At 59.4% G+C, this 14,909-nt stretch carries 21 protein-coding genes; 11 read left to right on the top strand and 10 right to left on the bottom strand.

Translation table 11 applies throughout. From position 1 onward, the window contains the following. Positions 1–23 precede the first annotated feature (23 nt). The 3 genes from LOY52_RS04300 to LOY52_RS04310 are packed head-to-tail and all read left to right on the top strand — an operon-like array spanning position 24 to position 2,001. Complete coding sequence (locus LOY52_RS04300) at positions 24–464, top strand: hypothetical protein (protein ID WP_007967199.1); 441 nt, start codon at positions 24–26, stop codon at positions 462–464. Between the two features lies 1 nt (position 465). Beyond that, positions 466–1,077 (top strand): superoxide dismutase, encoded by a 612-nt coding sequence (locus LOY52_RS04305; protein WP_258678383.1) that lies wholly within the window; start codon positions 466–468, stop codon positions 1,075–1,077. A 30-nt stretch (positions 1,078–1,107) separates the two neighbouring features. Then, a complete protein-coding gene (locus LOY52_RS04310) occupies positions 1,108–2,001 on the top strand; it encodes a ZIP family metal transporter (RefSeq protein ID WP_258678384.1) in 894 nt (297 codons plus the stop codon). Between the two features lie 101 nt (positions 2,002–2,102). Here the strand turns inward: LOY52_RS04310 and LOY52_RS04315 are convergent, their stop codons facing one another. The 10 genes from LOY52_RS04315 to LOY52_RS04360 all read right to left on the bottom strand — a co-directional run bounded on the left by LOY52_RS04315 (position 2,103) and on the right by LOY52_RS04360 (position 9,133). Next, entirely contained in the window at positions 2,103–2,378 is a 276-nt protein-coding gene (locus tag LOY52_RS04315; protein WP_258678386.1) for an HPr family phosphocarrier protein, read from the bottom strand. Between the two features lie 15 nt (positions 2,379–2,393). Next, the gene (rapZ, locus tag LOY52_RS04320) at positions 2,394–3,251 is read right to left on the bottom strand and encodes an RNase adapter RapZ (protein WP_007967205.1); all 858 of its coding nucleotides are present in this window, start codon (positions 3,249–3,251) and stop codon (positions 2,394–2,396) included. A gap of 2 nt (positions 3,252–3,253) precedes the next feature. After that, on the bottom strand, positions 3,254–3,718 hold the full coding sequence (gene ptsN, locus LOY52_RS04325) for a PTS IIA-like nitrogen regulatory protein PtsN (RefSeq protein WP_258678388.1): 465 nt from the start codon (positions 3,716–3,718) through the stop codon (positions 3,254–3,256). A gap of 12 nt (positions 3,719–3,730) precedes the next feature. After that, the gene (hpf, locus tag LOY52_RS04330) at positions 3,731–4,039 is read right to left on the bottom strand and encodes a ribosome hibernation-promoting factor, HPF/YfiA family (RefSeq protein WP_007912419.1); all 309 of its coding nucleotides are present in this window, start codon (positions 4,037–4,039) and stop codon (positions 3,731–3,733) included. Positions 4,040–4,112: 73 nt separating this feature from the next. After that, complete coding sequence (locus LOY52_RS04335; RefSeq protein ID WP_202370170.1) at positions 4,113–5,606, bottom strand: RNA polymerase factor sigma-54; 1,494 nt, start codon at positions 5,604–5,606, stop codon at positions 4,113–4,115. Positions 5,607–5,793: 187 nt separating this feature from the next. Next, positions 5,794–6,519, bottom strand: a complete 726-nt coding sequence (gene lptB, locus LOY52_RS04340; protein ID WP_007967211.1) for an LPS export ABC transporter ATP-binding protein — start codon at positions 6,517–6,519, stop codon at positions 5,794–5,796. Further along, the gene (gene lptA, locus LOY52_RS04345; protein ID WP_258678396.1) at positions 6,519–7,067 is read right to left on the bottom strand and encodes a lipopolysaccharide transport periplasmic protein LptA; all 549 of its coding nucleotides are present in this window, start codon (positions 7,065–7,067) and stop codon (positions 6,519–6,521) included. Before lptA ends, lptB begins: the two co-directional genes overlap by 1 nt. Continuing rightward, positions 7,054–7,626, bottom strand: a complete 573-nt coding sequence (gene lptC, locus LOY52_RS04350) for an LPS export ABC transporter periplasmic protein LptC (RefSeq protein ID WP_027610848.1) — start codon at positions 7,624–7,626, stop codon at positions 7,054–7,056. The genes lptA and lptC overlap by 14 nt, the downstream gene beginning before the upstream one ends. An 8-nt stretch (positions 7,627–7,634) precedes the next feature. Continuing rightward, positions 7,635–8,159, bottom strand: coding sequence for an HAD family hydrolase (locus LOY52_RS04355; RefSeq protein WP_007967216.1), 525 nt, complete (start codon positions 8,157–8,159; stop codon positions 7,635–7,637). After that, positions 8,159–9,133: a KpsF/GutQ family sugar-phosphate isomerase gene (locus LOY52_RS04360; RefSeq protein ID WP_027610849.1), complete on the bottom strand. Its 975-nt coding sequence runs from the start codon at positions 9,131–9,133 to the stop codon at positions 8,159–8,161. Before LOY52_RS04360 ends, LOY52_RS04355 begins: the two co-directional genes overlap by 1 nt. A 275-nt stretch (positions 9,134–9,408) precedes the next feature. On the opposite strand from LOY52_RS04360, the gene LOY52_RS04365 reads away from it, so the two are divergent. The 8 genes from LOY52_RS04365 (at position 9,409) to hisG (ending at position 14,856) form a co-directional block, all read left to right on the top strand. Next, positions 9,409–10,218 (top strand): ATP-binding cassette domain-containing protein, encoded by an 810-nt coding sequence (locus tag LOY52_RS04365; RefSeq protein WP_169843108.1) that lies wholly within the window; start codon positions 9,409–9,411, stop codon positions 10,216–10,218. Next, positions 10,218–11,015, top strand: coding sequence for a lipid asymmetry maintenance ABC transporter permease subunit MlaE (gene mlaE, locus LOY52_RS04370; RefSeq protein WP_003221704.1), 798 nt, complete (start codon positions 10,218–10,220; stop codon positions 11,013–11,015). Before LOY52_RS04365 ends, mlaE begins: the two co-directional genes overlap by 1 nt. Further along, the gene (gene mlaD, locus LOY52_RS04375) at positions 11,015–11,482 is read left to right on the top strand and encodes an outer membrane lipid asymmetry maintenance protein MlaD (protein ID WP_007967220.1); all 468 of its coding nucleotides are present in this window, start codon (positions 11,015–11,017) and stop codon (positions 11,480–11,482) included. The genes mlaE and mlaD overlap by 1 nt, the downstream gene beginning before the upstream one ends. Before the next feature lie 11 nt (positions 11,483–11,493). Then, positions 11,494–12,147, top strand: a complete 654-nt coding sequence (locus LOY52_RS04380) for a phospholipid-binding protein MlaC (protein WP_202370168.1) — start codon at positions 11,494–11,496, stop codon at positions 12,145–12,147. Further along, positions 12,144–12,449, top strand: a complete 306-nt coding sequence (locus tag LOY52_RS04385; RefSeq protein ID WP_202370167.1) for a lipid asymmetry maintenance protein MlaB — start codon at positions 12,144–12,146, stop codon at positions 12,447–12,449. Before LOY52_RS04380 ends, LOY52_RS04385 begins: the two co-directional genes overlap by 4 nt. 116 nt (positions 12,450–12,565) lie before the next feature. Then, positions 12,566–12,805 (top strand): BolA family protein, encoded by a 240-nt coding sequence (locus LOY52_RS04390; RefSeq protein ID WP_008085051.1) that lies wholly within the window; start codon positions 12,566–12,568, stop codon positions 12,803–12,805. 22 nt (positions 12,806–12,827) lie between these two features. Further along, a complete protein-coding gene (gene murA / locus LOY52_RS04395; RefSeq protein ID WP_047291321.1) occupies positions 12,828–14,093 on the top strand; it encodes a UDP-N-acetylglucosamine 1-carboxyvinyltransferase in 1,266 nt (421 codons plus the stop codon). A 127-nt stretch (positions 14,094–14,220) separates the two neighbouring features. Beyond that, positions 14,221–14,856, top strand: a complete 636-nt coding sequence (gene hisG, locus LOY52_RS04400) for an ATP phosphoribosyltransferase (RefSeq protein ID WP_007967226.1) — start codon at positions 14,221–14,223, stop codon at positions 14,854–14,856. The last annotated feature ends 53 nt before the right edge of the window (positions 14,857–14,909 follow it).

The raw sequence follows: 14,909 nt of genomic DNA on the forward strand, positions 1-14,909 counted from the left end.
CGCAACCGCTTTGGAGGTTCACCATGGAGCACTGGAAACGCACGATCGAACGGGCCAATCGCTGCTTCATGCTGGGCGAGCTGATTGATGCCCGCGAGGCTTATCTGCAAGCCCTGGCCCTGGCGCAAGTGCTGTTCGAACGCTGGGCGGATGCCGACGAAGCGGTGGCGGCCTGCGTCATCTCCCACCACAACCTCGCGGATCTGCATTTGCGCCTGAATCAGCCGGAGGAGAGCGCCGAGTACCTTTGCGCGATTCATCAACGGCTGTTGCAGACCATGCAGGACGAGCGCCTGCGCCCGGCCCTGCGTGAAGCGGCGTTGCGCCAGAGCAGCAAGACCTACGTCGAACTGCTGAATTTCATCAGCGAACACGGCGAATACCCGCGCACCCAGCGTCTGCTGCACCCGGACACCGGCAATGCACGCCGCGCGTCAGCCTCACATCACCATGGAGTCCACTGAAATGGCTTTTACCTTGCCTGCCTTGCCGTACGCCTACGACGCCCTTGAACCGCACATCGATGCGCAAACCATGGAGATCCACCACACCAAGCACCACCAGACCTACATCAACAACCTCAATGCCGCCGTCGAAGGCACCGAGTACGCCGAATGGCCGGTGGAGAAACTGGTCGCCAGCGTTCAGCAGTTGCCGGAAAAACTCCGCGCGGCGGTGATCAATCAGGGTGGCGGGCATGCCAACCATTCGCTGTTCTGGGAAGTCATGGTGCCCAACGGCGGTGGCAAGCCGGACGGCGCGCTGGCCAAGGCGATTGATGACCAACTGGGCGGTCTCGACAGCCTCAAGGAAGCCTTCACCAAAGCCGCGCTGACCCGTTTCGGCAGCGGCTGGGCCTGGCTCAGCGTCACGCCCGAGAAAACACTGGTCGTGGAAAGTAGCGGCAATCAGGACAGCCCGTTGATGAACGGCAACACGCCGATTCTCGGTCTGGATGTTTGGGAACACGCCTACTACTTGCGTTACCAGAACCGTCGTCCGGAATACATCAACGCGTTTTACAACGTGATCAATTGGCCTGAAGTTGCCGCGCGTTATCAGGCTGCGCTGGTTTAAGTCATCCATAAAAACAATCCAGGGCTGACTATGGGCACTGAAACACTGGCGATTGGCGGTGGACGCATGTTTCGTTACGCGGTCGGGTCGCTGTTGCTGCTGGCCGGCATAACCTTGCTGGCGGCGCATGGGCTGGAATGGCTGGATCTGCAGCCGCGATTGTCACGCGCATTGCAGGGTGGCGCGATCTGCGCCCTCGGCACGGCGCTCGGCGCGGTGCCGGTGCTGGTGATCCGGCGCATGCCGCAGAGGCTCAGCGATACGCTGCTGGGTTTCGGCGCCGGCGTGATGCTGGCGGCGACCGCGTTTTCGCTGATCGTGCCGGGCATTGCCGCCGCCGAAAGTCTGGGCCTGACACCCTGGGCCGCCAGCGGGCTAATCTGCTTCGGCATCATGCTCGGTGCATTCGGCTTGTATCTGGTGGATCTGAAACTATCTGGCGCCTCACCGGAAATGCTCGTCGGTACCCCCGAGCACCCGGTGATTCCGCCGCGGATCTGGCTGTTCGTCTTCGCCATCATTGCCCACAACATTCCGGAAGGCATGGCGGTGGGGGTGTCTGCTGGCGGCGGCATGCCGGATGCCGACAGTCTGGCGATGGGCATCGCCTTGCAGGATGTGCCGGAGGGATTGGTGATTGCGCTGGTATTGGCGGGGGCAGGAATGTCGCGGGTCAGGGCATTCTTGATCGGTGCGGCTTCAGGGTTGGTCGAGCCGGTGTTTGCGCTGCTCTGTGCGTGGCTGGTCAGTCTGGCGGAACTGTTATTGCCGTTGGGGCTGGCGCTGGCGGCGGGGGCGATGTTGCTGGTGGTGACGCACGAGGTCATCCCCGAGTCGCGACGCAATGGTCATGACAAGCTCGCCAGTCTTGGCTTGCTGATCGGCTTCTGTCTGATGATGGTGATGGATACCGCGTTGGGCTGAATATCAAAAGATCGCAGCCTGTGGCAGCTCTTACATTGGAATGCGTTCACTGTAGGAGCTGCCGCAGGCTGCGATCTTTTGATTTTTTGATCTTTTAACGATCAACCACCCTCATCGAAGTAGTTGTTGATCAACGCCACCAGCGCATCCAGCGCTTCCTGTTCCTGATGGCCTTCGGTGCTCAGATAGATCTTCGTGCCCTTGCCGGCGGCGAGCATCATCATCGCCATGATGCTTTTGCCATCCACAGTGGTTTCTGGCGTGCGACCCACTCTGATCGTGCAATCCGGGAACTGCCCCGCCACGCCAACGAACTTGGCCGATGCTCGGGCATGCAGGCCCAGTTTATTGATGATTTCGATTTCACGAGCAGGCATCGCGGTGTGAATCCTTTAAGTGAGGTCGCGGTGGCGAACCTGGACGTTCTTCAGGGTTTTCTGCAGGGCCTGACCCAGGCGTTCGGTCAGGTAAACGGAGCGGTGATGCCCGCCGGTGCAGCCAATGGCAATAGTGACATAGGCGCGATTGCTCGCCGCGAAGCGCGGCAGCCATTTATTCAGGTAGCCGTAGATGTCCTGGAACATCTCCTCGACCTCCGGCTGCGTCGCCAGGTACTCGGCAACCGGTGCGTCGAGTCCGGATTGCGCGCGCAATTCAGGCTTCCAGTACGGATTGGGCAGGCAGCGCACGTCGAACACCAGATCCGCGTCCACTGGCATGCCGCGCTTGAAACCGAACGATTCGACCAGAAATGCCGTCCCCGGCTCCGGCTGGTTCAGCAGGCGCAGCTTGATGGTGTCGCGCAACTGGTACAGATTCAGGTTGGTGGTGTTGACCTTGAGGTCGGCCAGATCGGCAATCGGGCCGAGCAGGGCGGTTTCATCTTCGATCGCTTCGGCCAGTGAACGGTTGGCGGTGCTCAGCGGGTGGCGACGGCGGGTTTCCGAGAAGCGTTTGAGCAAGGTTTCTTCGTCGGCATCCAGATACAGCACATCACACTGGATGTGCCGGGCGCGGACTTCTTCCAGCAACTCGGGGAAGCGTGACAAATGACTCGGCAGGTTTCGCGCATCGATCGACACAGCCACCAACGGCTGAGCCAGCTCGGTATGAATCAGGGCGCGTTCGGCGAGTTCCGGCAGCAGGCCGGCCGGCAGGTTGTCGATGCAGTAGTAGCCGTTGTCCTCAAGAACATTCAGCGCAGTACTTTTACCCGAGCCGGAGCGGCCACTGACGATGATCAAACGCATGATTAGTGACCGTTCTGCTCGCTCAGGACGACCTGATACAAGGCTTCATTGCTCGGTGCGTTGCGCAGTTTTTCGCGCACCTCCTTGCGGTCGAGCATGCTGGCGATCTGGCGCAGTAATTCCAGGTGAGCATCGGTGGCCGCTTCCGGGACCAGCAGTACAAACAGCAGGTCGACCGGCGCGCCGTCGATGGCATCGAAATCGATGGGGGCATCAAGGTGCAGCAAGGCGCTGACAGGCTCGGTGCAACCTTTGAGGCGACAGTGGGGAATGGCGATGCCGTTGCCGAAACCGGTGGAACCGAGTTTCTCACGGGCGATCAGCGCCTCGAAGACATCTTGCATCTCCAGATCCGGCACTTCGCGGGCGATCAGGTTGGCAATCTGTTCGAGGGCTTTCTTTTTACTGCCGCCCGGCACGTTCACCAGGGAACGGCCGGGGGTCAGGATACTTTCAAGTCGGATCATGGGTTGGGAGTGTTAACGACCTGTCGCGCCCTGAAGGAGGCTCTGGGTCTTTTCCTTATGCTTTTTGAGTTGGCGATCCAGCTTGTCGGTCAGTGAGTCGATCGCAGCGTACATGTCAGTATCTTCTGCGTTGGCGACCACTTCGCTGCCGGGAATATGCAAGGTGGCTTCGATTTTCTGCTTCAGCTTTTCGACGCACATCGTGACCTGCACGTTGGTGATCTTGTCGAAATGGCGCTCCAGTCGTTGGAGTTTTTCCTCGATATAGGAACGCAGAGGTTGGGTCACTTCCAGTTGGTGTCCACTGATGTTGACTTGCATACAGCTTCTCCTTCGTTGCCAGTGCATAAAGCGGCAGGCCGAAGAGCCTGCCACTGGAACGCTGTAACGTGGCTTACATCAACCGCTTGCGTTCGCTCGAAGGCGCGATCCCGAGGGATTCACGGTACTTGGCGACGGTGCGGCGAGCCACCTGAATGCCTTGTGCCTCCAGTAAACCAGCGATCTTGCTGTCACTCAATGGCTTTTTCTGATTTTCCGCCGCAACCAGTTTCTTGATGATCGCGCGGATCGCTGTGGACGAGCATTCGCCGCCTTCGGAGGTGCTGACGTGGCTGGAGAAAAAGTATTTCAGTTCATAAATGCCCCGTGGGGTATGCATGAATTTCTGCGTGGTGACCCGGGAAATCGTCGATTCGTGCATGCCGACTGCCTCGGCGATATCGTGCAGGACCAACGGCTTCATGGCTTCGTCGCCATATTCCAGGAAGCCGCGCTGATGCTCGACGATCTGGGTGGCCACCTTCATCAGGGTTTCGTTGCGGCTTTGCAGGCTCTTGATGAACCAGCGTGCCTCCTGCAACTGGTTGCGCATGAAGGTGTTGTCGGCGCTGGTGTCGGCGCGACGGACGAAACCGGCGTACTGCGCGTTGACCCGCAGGCGGGGCACCGACTCCTGATTGAGCTCGACCAGCCAGCGTTCGTTGTCCTTGCGCACAATGACGTCGGGCACCACGTACTCGGCTTCGGTCGATTCGATCTGTGAACCCGGGCGCGGATTGAGGCTTTGCACCAGTTCGATGACCTGGCGCAACTCGTCTTCCTTGAGCTTCATGCGCCGCATCAACTGGCTGTAGTCGCGACTGCCGAGCAGATCGATGTAATCGCTGACCAGCCGTTTGGCTTCGTTGAGCCACGGGGTCTTGGCCGGGAGCTGACGCAGTTGCAGCAACAGGCATTCGCCGAGGTTGCGTGCGCCGATGCCGGCTGGCTCGAATTGCTGGATGCGGTGCAGAACGGCTTCGATCTCGTCCAGCTCGATGTCGAGCTCCGGATCAAAGGCGTCGAGAATTTCTTCGAGGGTTTCGTCGAGGTAGCCCTGATTGTTGATGCAGTCGATCAGGGTCACGGCGATCAGGCGGTCGGTGTCGGACATCGGCGCCAGATTCAATTGCCACAGCAAATGGCTTTGCAGGCTTTCCCCGGCAGAGGTGCGGGTGGTGAAATCCCACTCGTCGTCATCGCTGCTGGGCAGGCTGCTGGCGCTGGTCTGGTAGACGTCTTCCCAGGCAGTGTCGACCGGCAGCTCGTTGGGAATACGTTCGTTCCATTCGCCTTCCTCCAGGTTGTCCACCGTCGGGGCGGTTTCCTGATAGGAGGGTTCCTGAATGTCGGTGTTGGGTTTTTGTTCGACGTTGTCGGCCAAAGGATCGGAGTTGTCGAAGTCGTCGCCTTCTTCCTGGCGTTCGAGCATCGGATTGGATTCCAGGGCCTCCTGGATTTCCTGTTGCAGGTCCAGGGTCGACAATTGGAGCAGACGGATGGCCTGTTGCAGCTGCGGTGTCATCGTCAGCTGCTGGCCCATTCTCAAGACTAGCGATGGTTTCATGGCAGGGGCTTAACACCTTATTCGCCGGCGCGCATGCGCCATCCACTACAGGGCGCCGGAGCGCCAAACTTAAGCAAATTATATGCCTGAAACTGTCGTGTTTGCCTAGAGCGCTGTAACAATAAAAGCGTATTAAATCCTGCTTGAATCGATACAGCGCCCGGGCGGCTCACCGGGCACTATTCGCTTAGAGGCGGAACTCGTGGCCCAGGTACACTTCCTTCACCAGATCGTTGGCAAGGATGGTCGCTGCATCGCCTTCAGCGATCAGTTGACCGTCGTTGACGATGTAGGCGGTCTCGCAGATATCCAGGGTCTCGCGCACGTTGTGGTCGGTGATCAGTACACCGATGCCCTTGGCCTTGAGGTGATGGATGATCTGCTTGATGTCGCCGACCGAAATCGGGTCGACACCGGCGAACGGTTCGTCGAGCAGGATGAATTTCGGTGCGGTCGCCAGGGCGCGGGCGATTTCCACCCGGCGGCGTTCACCACCGGACAGGCTCATGCCGAGGTTGTCGCGGATGTGGCTGATGTGGAATTCCTGCAACAGGCTTTCCAGTTCCTTGCGACGACCGGCCTTGTCGAGTTCCGTGCGGGTTTCGAGGATGGCCATGATGTTATCGGCCACCGACAGTTTGCGGAAGATCGACGCTTCTTGCGGCAGATAGCCGATACCGGCTTTGGCACGGCCGTGCATCGGCTGATGGCTGACGTCCAGATCATCGATCAGCACGCGACCCTGATCGGCCTGCACCAGGCCGACGATCATGTAGAAGCAGGTGGTCTTGCCGGCGCCGTTCGGGCCGAGCAGGCCAACGATCTGGCCGCTGTCGATCGACAGGCTGACGTCGCGCACAACCTGGCGGCTTTTATAGGCCTTGGCCAGGTGCTGAGCTTTCAGAGTTGCCATTACTGGGCCTTTTTCTCGTCGTTTTTCGGCTTCGGCTGGATCACCATGTCGATACGCGGACGCGCCTCGGTGACTTTGTTGCCGGTAGCGCGGCCGGCGCTGGCCAGTTTCTTCACCGTGTCATAGACGATTTTCTCGCCCTGAGTGGTGTTGTTGTCCTTGTCGACAACCTTGGCCTTGTCGATCAGCACGACGCGGTTCTGCGCGGCGTGATACTGAATCGTCACGCCCCAGCCTTGTACCGGCTTTTTGTCGCCCTGAGTCTGCAATTGTTCGAAGTAGGCAAGGTTGCCCACCGAGGTCACCACGTCGATATCGCCGGTCGGGGTACGGGTGATGGTCACCGTATTGCCCTTAACGATCATCGAGCCCTGGGTGATGATCACGTCACCTTTATAGGTGGCGATGCCATTCTTGTCGTCCAGTTGGGCGTCGTCGGCCTGAATGCGGATAGGTTGCTGCTGATCGTTCGGCAGAGCCCAGGCGCTCACGCTTCCCAGTGCTGCGCCCAGACTGAGCAAAATAGGGAGGGTTTTAACGAGCCTCATACTGTCCTCTTACGTTCGATTGCAGGTGTATCCTGCTTTCCTTCAAATACGCCTTCATTCCCACGCCAGTCGATACACCGCCAGCGCCGTCGATTCTAACGGGTTGCTCGGTCTGCGCATATTGCTGCTGAGGGAACACCGTCATGCGTGTGCTGGTGATCAGGGTGTCGCGTTTCTTTTCATCGGTGCGCTTGATACGTACCGAGTCGATCAATTCTACCTGCGTTCCGTCCGGATTCACTTCGCCGCGTTCGCTGGTCACGTGCCACGGAAACTCGGTGCCGCGATACATGTTGAGATCGGGTTTGGTAACCAGAGTCACATCCGTCGCTTTCAGGTGTTCGGCCTTGTCCGACGTCATTTCGTACTGCACTTTGCCGTCCGGCAGGTACTGCAGGGTATGCGTATTGGTGGCGTACCAGTCGATGGCAGTGTCTTCGACCTTGGCCACAGGCTTGTCGAGGAAACGTTCCGGACTGATGTTCCAGTAGCCGACCGCCGCAAACATGGCAGCGATGCAGCCGAACAGCAGGAAGTTGCGAAATTTTTTGCTAAACATGGTTTGGCTCACAGGTACGCGGCGTTGGCCGCATCGAGGCGGCCCTGGGCGCGCAGGATCAATTCGCAGAATTCACGGGCGGCACCTTCGCCACCGCGGGCCCGAGTGACGCCATGGGCGTGTTCGCGCACGAAATCGGCAGCATTGGCAACGGCCATGCCCAAGCCTACGCGGCGAATCACCGGCAGGTCAGGCAGGTCGTCACCGAGGTAGGCGACCTGTTCATAGCTTAGGCCCAGTTGCGCCAGTAGGCCGTCCAGAACCACCAATTTGTCTTCGCGACCCTGAAACAGGTGCGGGATACCGAGGTTCTTCGCCCGGCGTTCAACCACCGGCGTCTTGCGGCCACTGATGATGGCAGTCTCGACACCGGCATTCATCAGCATCTTGATGCCCTGGCCATCGAGGGTGTTGAAGGTCTTGAATTCGCTGCCGTCTTCAAGGAAGTACAGGCGCCCGTCGGTGAGAACGCCGTCGACGTCGAACACCGCCAGTTTGATCGCTTTGCCGCGTTGCAGCAGATCGGTGGTCATTACATCACTCCTGCACGCAGCAGATCGGAGAGGTTGAAGGCGCCGATCGGGCGATCTTCTTCATCTACGACCACCAGTGCGTTGATTCGGTGGTCTTCCATGATTTTCAGGGCTTCGGCGGCGAGCATCTCCGGCCGTGCGGTCTTGCCATGTGCGGTCATGACCTGGTCGATGGTGGCGCTGCGGATGTCGATACTGCGGTCCAGCGTGCGGCGCAAATCGCCGTCGGTGAAGATCCCGGCCAGCTTGCCATCGGCTTCAACGATCGCGGTCATGCCCAGACCCTTGCGGGTCATTTCCATCAGCGCGTCCTTGAGCAGGGTGCCGCGCTGCACTTGCGGCAGTTCTTGCCCGGCATGCATGACGTTTTCCACTTTCAGCAGCAGGCGTCGACCCAGGGCGCCGCCCGGGTGCGAGAAAGCAAAATCTTCTGCGGTGAAACCACGTGCTTCCAGCAGCGCCACGGCCAGGGCATCACCCATGACCAGCGCGGCGGTGGTCGAGGAAGTCGGTGCCAGGTTCAGCGGGCAGGCTTCGTGCTCGACGTGAACGTTGAGATTGACTTCGGCGGCCTTGGCAAGGGGTGACTGTGGATTGCCGGTGAGGCTGATCAACTGGATGCCGAGACGCTTGATCAATGGCAGCAGGGTGACGATTTCGTTGGTCGAGCCTGAGTTGGAGAGGGCGAGGATCACGTCGTCGCGGGTGATCATGCCCATGTCGCCATGGCTGGCTTCGGCCGGGTGGACGAAAAATGCCGGGGTGCCGGTGCTGGCCAGGGTTGCGGCAATCTTGTTGCCGACGTGTCCGGATTTGCCCATGCCGACCACGACCACACGGCCTTTGCTGGCCAGAATCATCTCGCAAGCGCGTACGAAATCGGCGTCGATATGGGGCAACAAGCCTTGTACGGCTTCCACTTCGAGGCGGATGGTGCGTTGTGCCGATTGAATCAGGTCGCTGGATTGGCTCATGTCAGAAATCGTATAGCCCGATGAAAAGGCGGCGATTATAGCGGTTATGTTGAAAAGCCTCACGCAAGTTCGTCGTGCTTTGTCATTCCTCGTAACCAAAACCCTGAAAAAGCGCTGTCGAGCTTGTCATATCGCTGAACACAGGGGGGGATGGGCCTTGGGCGCTTGGCGTTTGCAGTGATATAGTTCGCCGCCAGTTCGGCCTGCCCGGGAGGTATGTGCTTTCTGCGGAAAGCCAGGCGTCCGAGTGAGAGGCTGCATCGCAAGGAGTTTAGATGAGTGCCGATAACGCCTACGCGGTCGAGCTGAAGGGAGTCTCCTTCAAGCGCGGTGCGCGCAGCATTTTCAATAACGTCGATATTCGCATCCCGCGTGGCAAGGTTACCGGCATCATGGGACCTTCCGGGTGCGGCAAGACCACTTTGTTGCGCTTGATGGGTGCGCAGTTGCGTCCTTCCAGCGGCGAAGTCTGGGTCAACGGCCAGAATCTGCCGACGCTGTCGCGCAGTGATCTGTTCGATGCGCGCAAGCACATGGGCGTGCTGTTTCAGAGCGGCGCGCTGTTCACCGATCTCGATGTCTTCGAGAACGTGGCTTTTCCCCTGCGTGTTCATACCCAACTGCCGGAGGAAATGATCCGCGACATCGTCCTGCTCAAATTGCAGGCGGTCGGCTTGCGCGGTGCCATCGAGCTGATGCCCGACGAGCTGTCTGGCGGCATGAAGCGGCGCGTGGCGCTGGCCCGGGCGATTGCGCTCGATCCGCAGATTCTCATGTATGACGAGCCTTTCGTCGGTCAGGATCCGATCGCCATGGGCGTGCTGGTACGCCTGATCCGTCTGCTCAACGATGCGCTGGGAATCACCAGTATCGTGGTCTCCCACGACCTGGCCGAAACCGCGAGCATCGCTGACTACATCTATGTAGTGGGTGATGGTCAGGTGCTGGGGCAGGGCACGCCGGACGAGTTGATGAATTCGGATGAGCCGCGTATTCGCCAGTTCATGACTGGCAACCCCGATGGCCCGGTGCCGTATCATTTTCCAGCGACGGATTACCGCGCAGATCTTCTGGGGAAGCGCTGATGCGCAGAATTTCACTAATAGAACGCGTACGCCGTTTCGGCGAAGCGGCGATCGACGCCGTCGCGGTGTTTGGCCGCGCGACCCTGTTCCTGTTCCACGCCCTGCTCGGTCGTGGTGGCATCAGCGGCGGATTTGGCCTGCTGGTCAAGCAACTGCATTCGGTTGGCGTGATGTCGCTGGTGATCATCGTCGTGTCGGGGATTTTTATCGGCATGGTGTTGGCGCTGCAGGGCTTCAGTATTCTGTCGAGCTACGGTTCGGAGCAGGCCGTGGGGCAGATGGTCGCCCTGACGTTGCTGCGTGAACTGGGGCCGGTGGTGACGGCGTTGCTGTTTGCCGGGCGTGCCGGTTCGGCGCTGACTGCGGAAATCGGCAACATGAAGTCCACCGAACAGCTTTCCAGCCTGGAAATGATCGGTGTCGATCCGCTCAAATACATTATTGCCCCGCGTCTGTGGGCCGGTTTCATTTCCCTGCCGGTGCTGGCGATGATTTTCAGCGTGGTGGGGATCTGGGGCGGTTCGTGGGTGGCTGTCGACTGGCTTGGCGTGTATGAAGGCTCCTACTGGGCGAACATGCAGAACAGCGTGAACTTCACCAGCGATGTGCTCAACGGCGTCATCAAAAGTATCGTTTTCGCCTTCGTCGTGACCTGGATCGCCGTTTTCCAAGGCTATGACTGTGAGCCCACTTCCGAGGGCATCAGTCGCGCCACTACCAAGACCGTGGTATTTGCCTCGCTGGCAGTACTGGGCCTGGACTTTATTCTGACCGCTTTGATGTTTGGAGATTTCTGATGCAAAACCGCACCCTGGAAATCGGTGTCGGCCTGTTCCTGCTGGCAGGGATCCTGGCTTTGTTGCTGCTTGCTCTGCGGGTCAGTGGCCTGTCTCCGACTTCGACCACCGACACCTATAAACTGTATGCCTACTTCGACAATATCGCCGGTTTGACGGTCAGAGCCAAAGTGACCATGGCCGGTGTGACCATCGGCAAGGTCACGGCCATTGATCTGGATCGCGACAGCTTCACCGGTCGGGTAACCCTGCAAGTGGATAAAAAGGTCGACAACCTGCCGACCGACTCCACAGCGTCTATCCTGACCGCTGGCCTGTTGGGCGAGAAGTACATCGGTATCAGCGTGGGCGGGGAAGACACCCGTCTGAAGGATGGTGGAACCATCCACGACACGCAGTCGTCTCTGGTACTGGAAGACCTGATCGGTAAATTCCTGCTCAATACCGTTAGCAAAGACGCCAAATGAGGAGCTTTTGAATGATCTCTACCTTGCGACGTGGCCTGTTGGTGTTGCTCGCGGCACTGCCGATGCTGGCTAACGCTGCGCCTGGACAGTCGGCGCACGACCTGATTCAGGACACCACGAACCGGATGCTGGCCGATCTCTCGGCCAATAAAGAGAAGTACAAGAAGGATCCACAGGATTTCTACACGGCGCTGAACACCATCGTCGGACCTGTGGTGGATGCCGAAGGCATTTCCAAGAGCATCATGACCGTCAAGTACTCGCGCAAGGCCACGCCGGCGCAGATGCAGACCTTCCAGGAAAACTTCAAGCGCGGCCTGTTCCAGTTCTATGGCAATGCCTTGCTCGAATACAACAACCAGGGCATTACCGTTGATCCGGCCAAGGATGAGTCCGGCGATCGCACCAGCGTCGGCATGACCGTCAAGGGCAACAATGGCGCGATCTACCCTGTGCAATACACGCTGGAGAAGATCAATGGCGAGTGGAAACTGCGCAATGTGATCATCAATGGCATCAACATCGGCAAGCTGTTCCGTGATCAGTTCGCCGACGCGATGCAGCGCAATGGCAACGATCTGGACAAGACCATCAATGGTTGGGCCGGCGAAGTCGCCAAAGCCAAGGAAGAAACCGACAAAGCTGCCGCGAAGCCAGCGCAATGAGTGAGGCGGCAGTTCGTATGAGTGACGTCGACGAGCTATTGCTCAGCGGAGTGCTGGATTACCGCACAGGTCCCGACCTGCGCAAGGAAGGCCAGGCGCTGATCAAGTCCAGCAAGGCGGCATCGCTGGTCATCGATTGTTCGGCAGTGAAGAAGTCCAGCAGCGTCGGTTTGTCCTTGCTGCTGTGCTTCATGCGCGATGCCCAGGCGGCCGGCAAGGCCGTCAGCATCCGCGCGATGCCGGAAGATATGCGCGAAATCGCTCAGGTCAGTGAACTGACCGAGTTGCTGGCGCACCCCTGAACCCGCATCGATAAAGAAGCCCCCCGTCAGAGTCCTGCCAATGCGGGGTTCGCAGGCGCGGGGCTTTTTTGTATGATGTCCGACCCGTGCGCACAGGGCGCCGATTGAGGTTGAGCATGCAGGCCGTAGAAGTGAAGAGCTTCCTTGAAGGAAAGCTGCCCGGAACGTTGGTAGAAGTTGAGGGCGAAGGCTGCAATTTCCAGCTGAACGTGATTAGCGATGAACTGGCGGCGTTGAGCCCGGTGAAGCGTCAGCAGCAGGTCTATGCCCATTTGAACCCGTGGATCACCGATGGCAGCATCCATGCGGTCACTATGAAATTTTTCAGCAGCGCGGCCTGGGCCGAGCGCACCTGAGCCCAAGGGCGTCGAGATTCTTATGGATAAATTGATTATTACCGGTGGCGTTCGTCTTGATGGCGAAATCCGCATCTCCGGGGCGAAGAACTCCGCCCTGCCGATTCTGGCTGCCACCCTGCTGTGCGATGGCCCGGTGACCGTTGGCAACCTGCCGCACCTGCACGACATCACCACCATGATCGAGCTGTTCGGTCGCATGGGCATCGAGCCGGTGATCGACGAGAAACTCAGCGTCGAAATCGACCCACGCACCATCAAGACCCTGATCGCGCCGTACGAACTGGTGAAAACCATGCGTGCCTCGATCCTGGTACTGGGCCCGATGGTTGCGCGTTTCGGCGAAGCCGAAGTCGCCCTGCCTGGCGGTTGCGCCATCGGTTCGCGTCCTGTTGACCTGCACATTCGTGGCCTTGAAGCCATGGGCGCGGTGATCGACGTCGAAGGCGGCTACATCAAGGCCAAGGCGCCTGAAGGCGGCCTGCGCGGCGCAAGCTTCTTCTTCGATACCGTCAGTGTGACCGGTACCGAAAACATCATGATGGCAGCTGCCCTGGCCAAGGGCCGCAGCGTGCTGCAGAACGCCGCGCGCGAGCCTGAAGTGGTTGACCTGGCGAACTTCCTCAACGCCATGGGCGCCAAGGTTTCCGGCGCCGGTACCGACACCATCACCATCGATGGCGTCGAGCGTCTGGGTTCGTGCTTCTACAAGGTCATGCCCGACCGTATCGAAACCGGCACCTACCTGGTGGCCGCTGCGGTCACCGGTGGCCGTGTGAAGGTCAAGGACACCGATCCGACCATCCTCGAAGCCGTCCTGGAAAAGCTCCGTGAAGCCGGCGCTGAAGTCACCAGCGGTGACGACTGGATCGAGCTGAACATGCACGGCAAGCGTCCGAAAGCGGTCAACGTGCGCACCGCGCCGTACCCGGCGTTCCCGACGGACATGCAGGCGCAGTTCATCTCGCTCAACGCCATTGCCGAAGGCACCGGTGCAGTGATCGAGACGATCTTCGAAAACCGTTTCATGCACGTGTACGAACTGCACCGCATGGGCGCCAAGATCCAGGTCGAAGGCAACACCGCGATCGTCACCGGTACTGAAGTCCTGAAGGGCGCGCCAGTAATGGCCACCGACCTGCGTGCTTCGGCCAGCCTGGTGATCTCGGCACTGGTTGCCGAAGGCGACACCCTGATCGACCGCATCTACCACATCGACCGTGGTTACGAGTGCATCGAAGAAAAACTGCAGATGCTGGGCGCCAAGATCCGTCGCGTTCCGGGCTGATTGCTGCACGCGGACACAGGGAAGTGTCCACTGAATTCGTTTCGAGTCGAGCCGGTATCCGGCTCGATGTGTGTCCGGCGCCGATTGCGACCGGGCATGAGTACCTTGATAAGGACTGACGTTTCCCATGTTGACCATCGCACTGTCCAAGGGCCGCATCCTTGACGACACCCTGCCGCTTCTCGCTGAAGCCGGCATCGTGCCGACCGAGAATCCGGACAAGAGCCGCAAGCTGATCATCCCCACCACTCAGGATGACGTACGTCTGTTGATCGTGCGTGCCACCGACGTGCCGACCTATGTCGAGCATGGCGCGGCCGACCTCGGCGTCGCCGGTAAAGACGTGCTGATGGAATACACCGGCCAGGGCCTTTACGAGCCGCTGGATCTGCAGATTGCCCAGTGCAAGCTGATGACCGCCGGCAAGATCGGCGCGGCCGAGCCCAAGGGCCGTCTGCGCGTGGCGACCAAATTCGTCAACGTTGCCAAGCGTTACTACGCCGAGCAGGGCCGTCAGGTCGACATCATCAAGCTCTACGGCTCAATGGAGCTGGCGCCGCTGATCGGCCTGGCCGACAAGATCATCGACGTGGTCGACACCGGCAACACCCTGCGTGCCAACGGCCTGGAACCTCAGGAACTGATCGCCACGATCAGCTCGCGCCTGGTGGTCAACAAGGCTTCGATGAAGATGCAACACGCCCGAATCCAGGCGTTGATCGATACCCTGCGCAACGCAGTGGAATCGCGACACCGCGGCTGATGTACCTGCGCGACCCCTGGTCGCGCCGTCTATCCGCCTCATAGCCAGAATTC

The sequence above is a fragment of the Pseudomonas sp. B21-051 genome (assembly GCF_024748795.1).
GTDB lineage: Bacteria > Pseudomonadota > Gammaproteobacteria > Pseudomonadales > Pseudomonadaceae > Aquipseudomonas > Aquipseudomonas putida_A.

Coding starts and splice junctions, on each gene's coding strand:
- LOY52_RS04335 (WP_202370170.1), bottom strand. CDS start 5,606: ATGAAACCATCGCTAGTCTTGAGAATGGGCCAGCAGCTGACGATGACA.
- hisG (WP_007967226.1), top strand. CDS start 14,221: ATGTTGACCATCGCACTGTCCAAGGGCCGCATCCTTGACGACACCCTG.
- LOY52_RS04390 (WP_008085051.1), top strand. CDS start 12,566: ATGCAGGCCGTAGAAGTGAAGAGCTTCCTTGAAGGAAAGCTGCCCGGA.
- LOY52_RS04310 (WP_258678384.1), top strand. CDS start 1,108: ATGGGCACTGAAACACTGGCGATTGGCGGTGGACGCATGTTTCGTTAC.
- lptC (WP_027610848.1), bottom strand. CDS start 7,626: ATGTTTAGCAAAAAATTTCGCAACTTCCTGCTGTTCGGCTGCATCGCT.
- lptB (WP_007967211.1), bottom strand. CDS start 6,519: ATGGCAACTCTGAAAGCTCAGCACCTGGCCAAGGCCTATAAAAGCCGC.
- rapZ (WP_007967205.1), bottom strand. CDS start 3,251: ATGCGTTTGATCATCGTCAGTGGCCGCTCCGGCTCGGGTAAAAGTACT.
- LOY52_RS04380 (WP_202370168.1), top strand. CDS start 11,494: ATGATCTCTACCTTGCGACGTGGCCTGTTGGTGTTGCTCGCGGCACTG.
- hpf (WP_007912419.1), bottom strand. CDS start 4,039: ATGCAAGTCAACATCAGTGGACACCAACTGGAAGTGACCCAACCTCTG.
- LOY52_RS04315 (WP_258678386.1), bottom strand. CDS start 2,378: ATGCCTGCTCGTGAAATCGAAATCATCAATAAACTGGGCCTGCATGCC.
- LOY52_RS04300 (WP_007967199.1), top strand. CDS start 24: ATGGAGCACTGGAAACGCACGATCGAACGGGCCAATCGCTGCTTCATG.
- LOY52_RS04360 (WP_027610849.1), bottom strand. CDS start 9,133: ATGAGCCAATCCAGCGACCTGATTCAATCGGCACAACGCACCATCCGC.
- LOY52_RS04385 (WP_202370167.1), top strand. CDS start 12,144: ATGAGTGAGGCGGCAGTTCGTATGAGTGACGTCGACGAGCTATTGCTC.
- mlaD (WP_007967220.1), top strand. CDS start 11,015: ATGCAAAACCGCACCCTGGAAATCGGTGTCGGCCTGTTCCTGCTGGCA.
- ptsN (WP_258678388.1), bottom strand. CDS start 3,718: ATGATCCGACTTGAAAGTATCCTGACCCCCGGCCGTTCCCTGGTGAAC.
- murA (WP_047291321.1), top strand. CDS start 12,828: ATGGATAAATTGATTATTACCGGTGGCGTTCGTCTTGATGGCGAAATC.
- LOY52_RS04365 (WP_169843108.1), top strand. CDS start 9,409: ATGAGTGCCGATAACGCCTACGCGGTCGAGCTGAAGGGAGTCTCCTTC.
- lptA (WP_258678396.1), bottom strand. CDS start 7,067: ATGAGGCTCGTTAAAACCCTCCCTATTTTGCTCAGTCTGGGCGCAGCA.
- mlaE (WP_003221704.1), top strand. CDS start 10,218: ATGCGCAGAATTTCACTAATAGAACGCGTACGCCGTTTCGGCGAAGCG.
- LOY52_RS04355 (WP_007967216.1), bottom strand. CDS start 8,159: ATGACCACCGATCTGCTGCAACGCGGCAAAGCGATCAAACTGGCGGTG.
- LOY52_RS04305 (WP_258678383.1), top strand. CDS start 466: ATGGCTTTTACCTTGCCTGCCTTGCCGTACGCCTACGACGCCCTTGAA.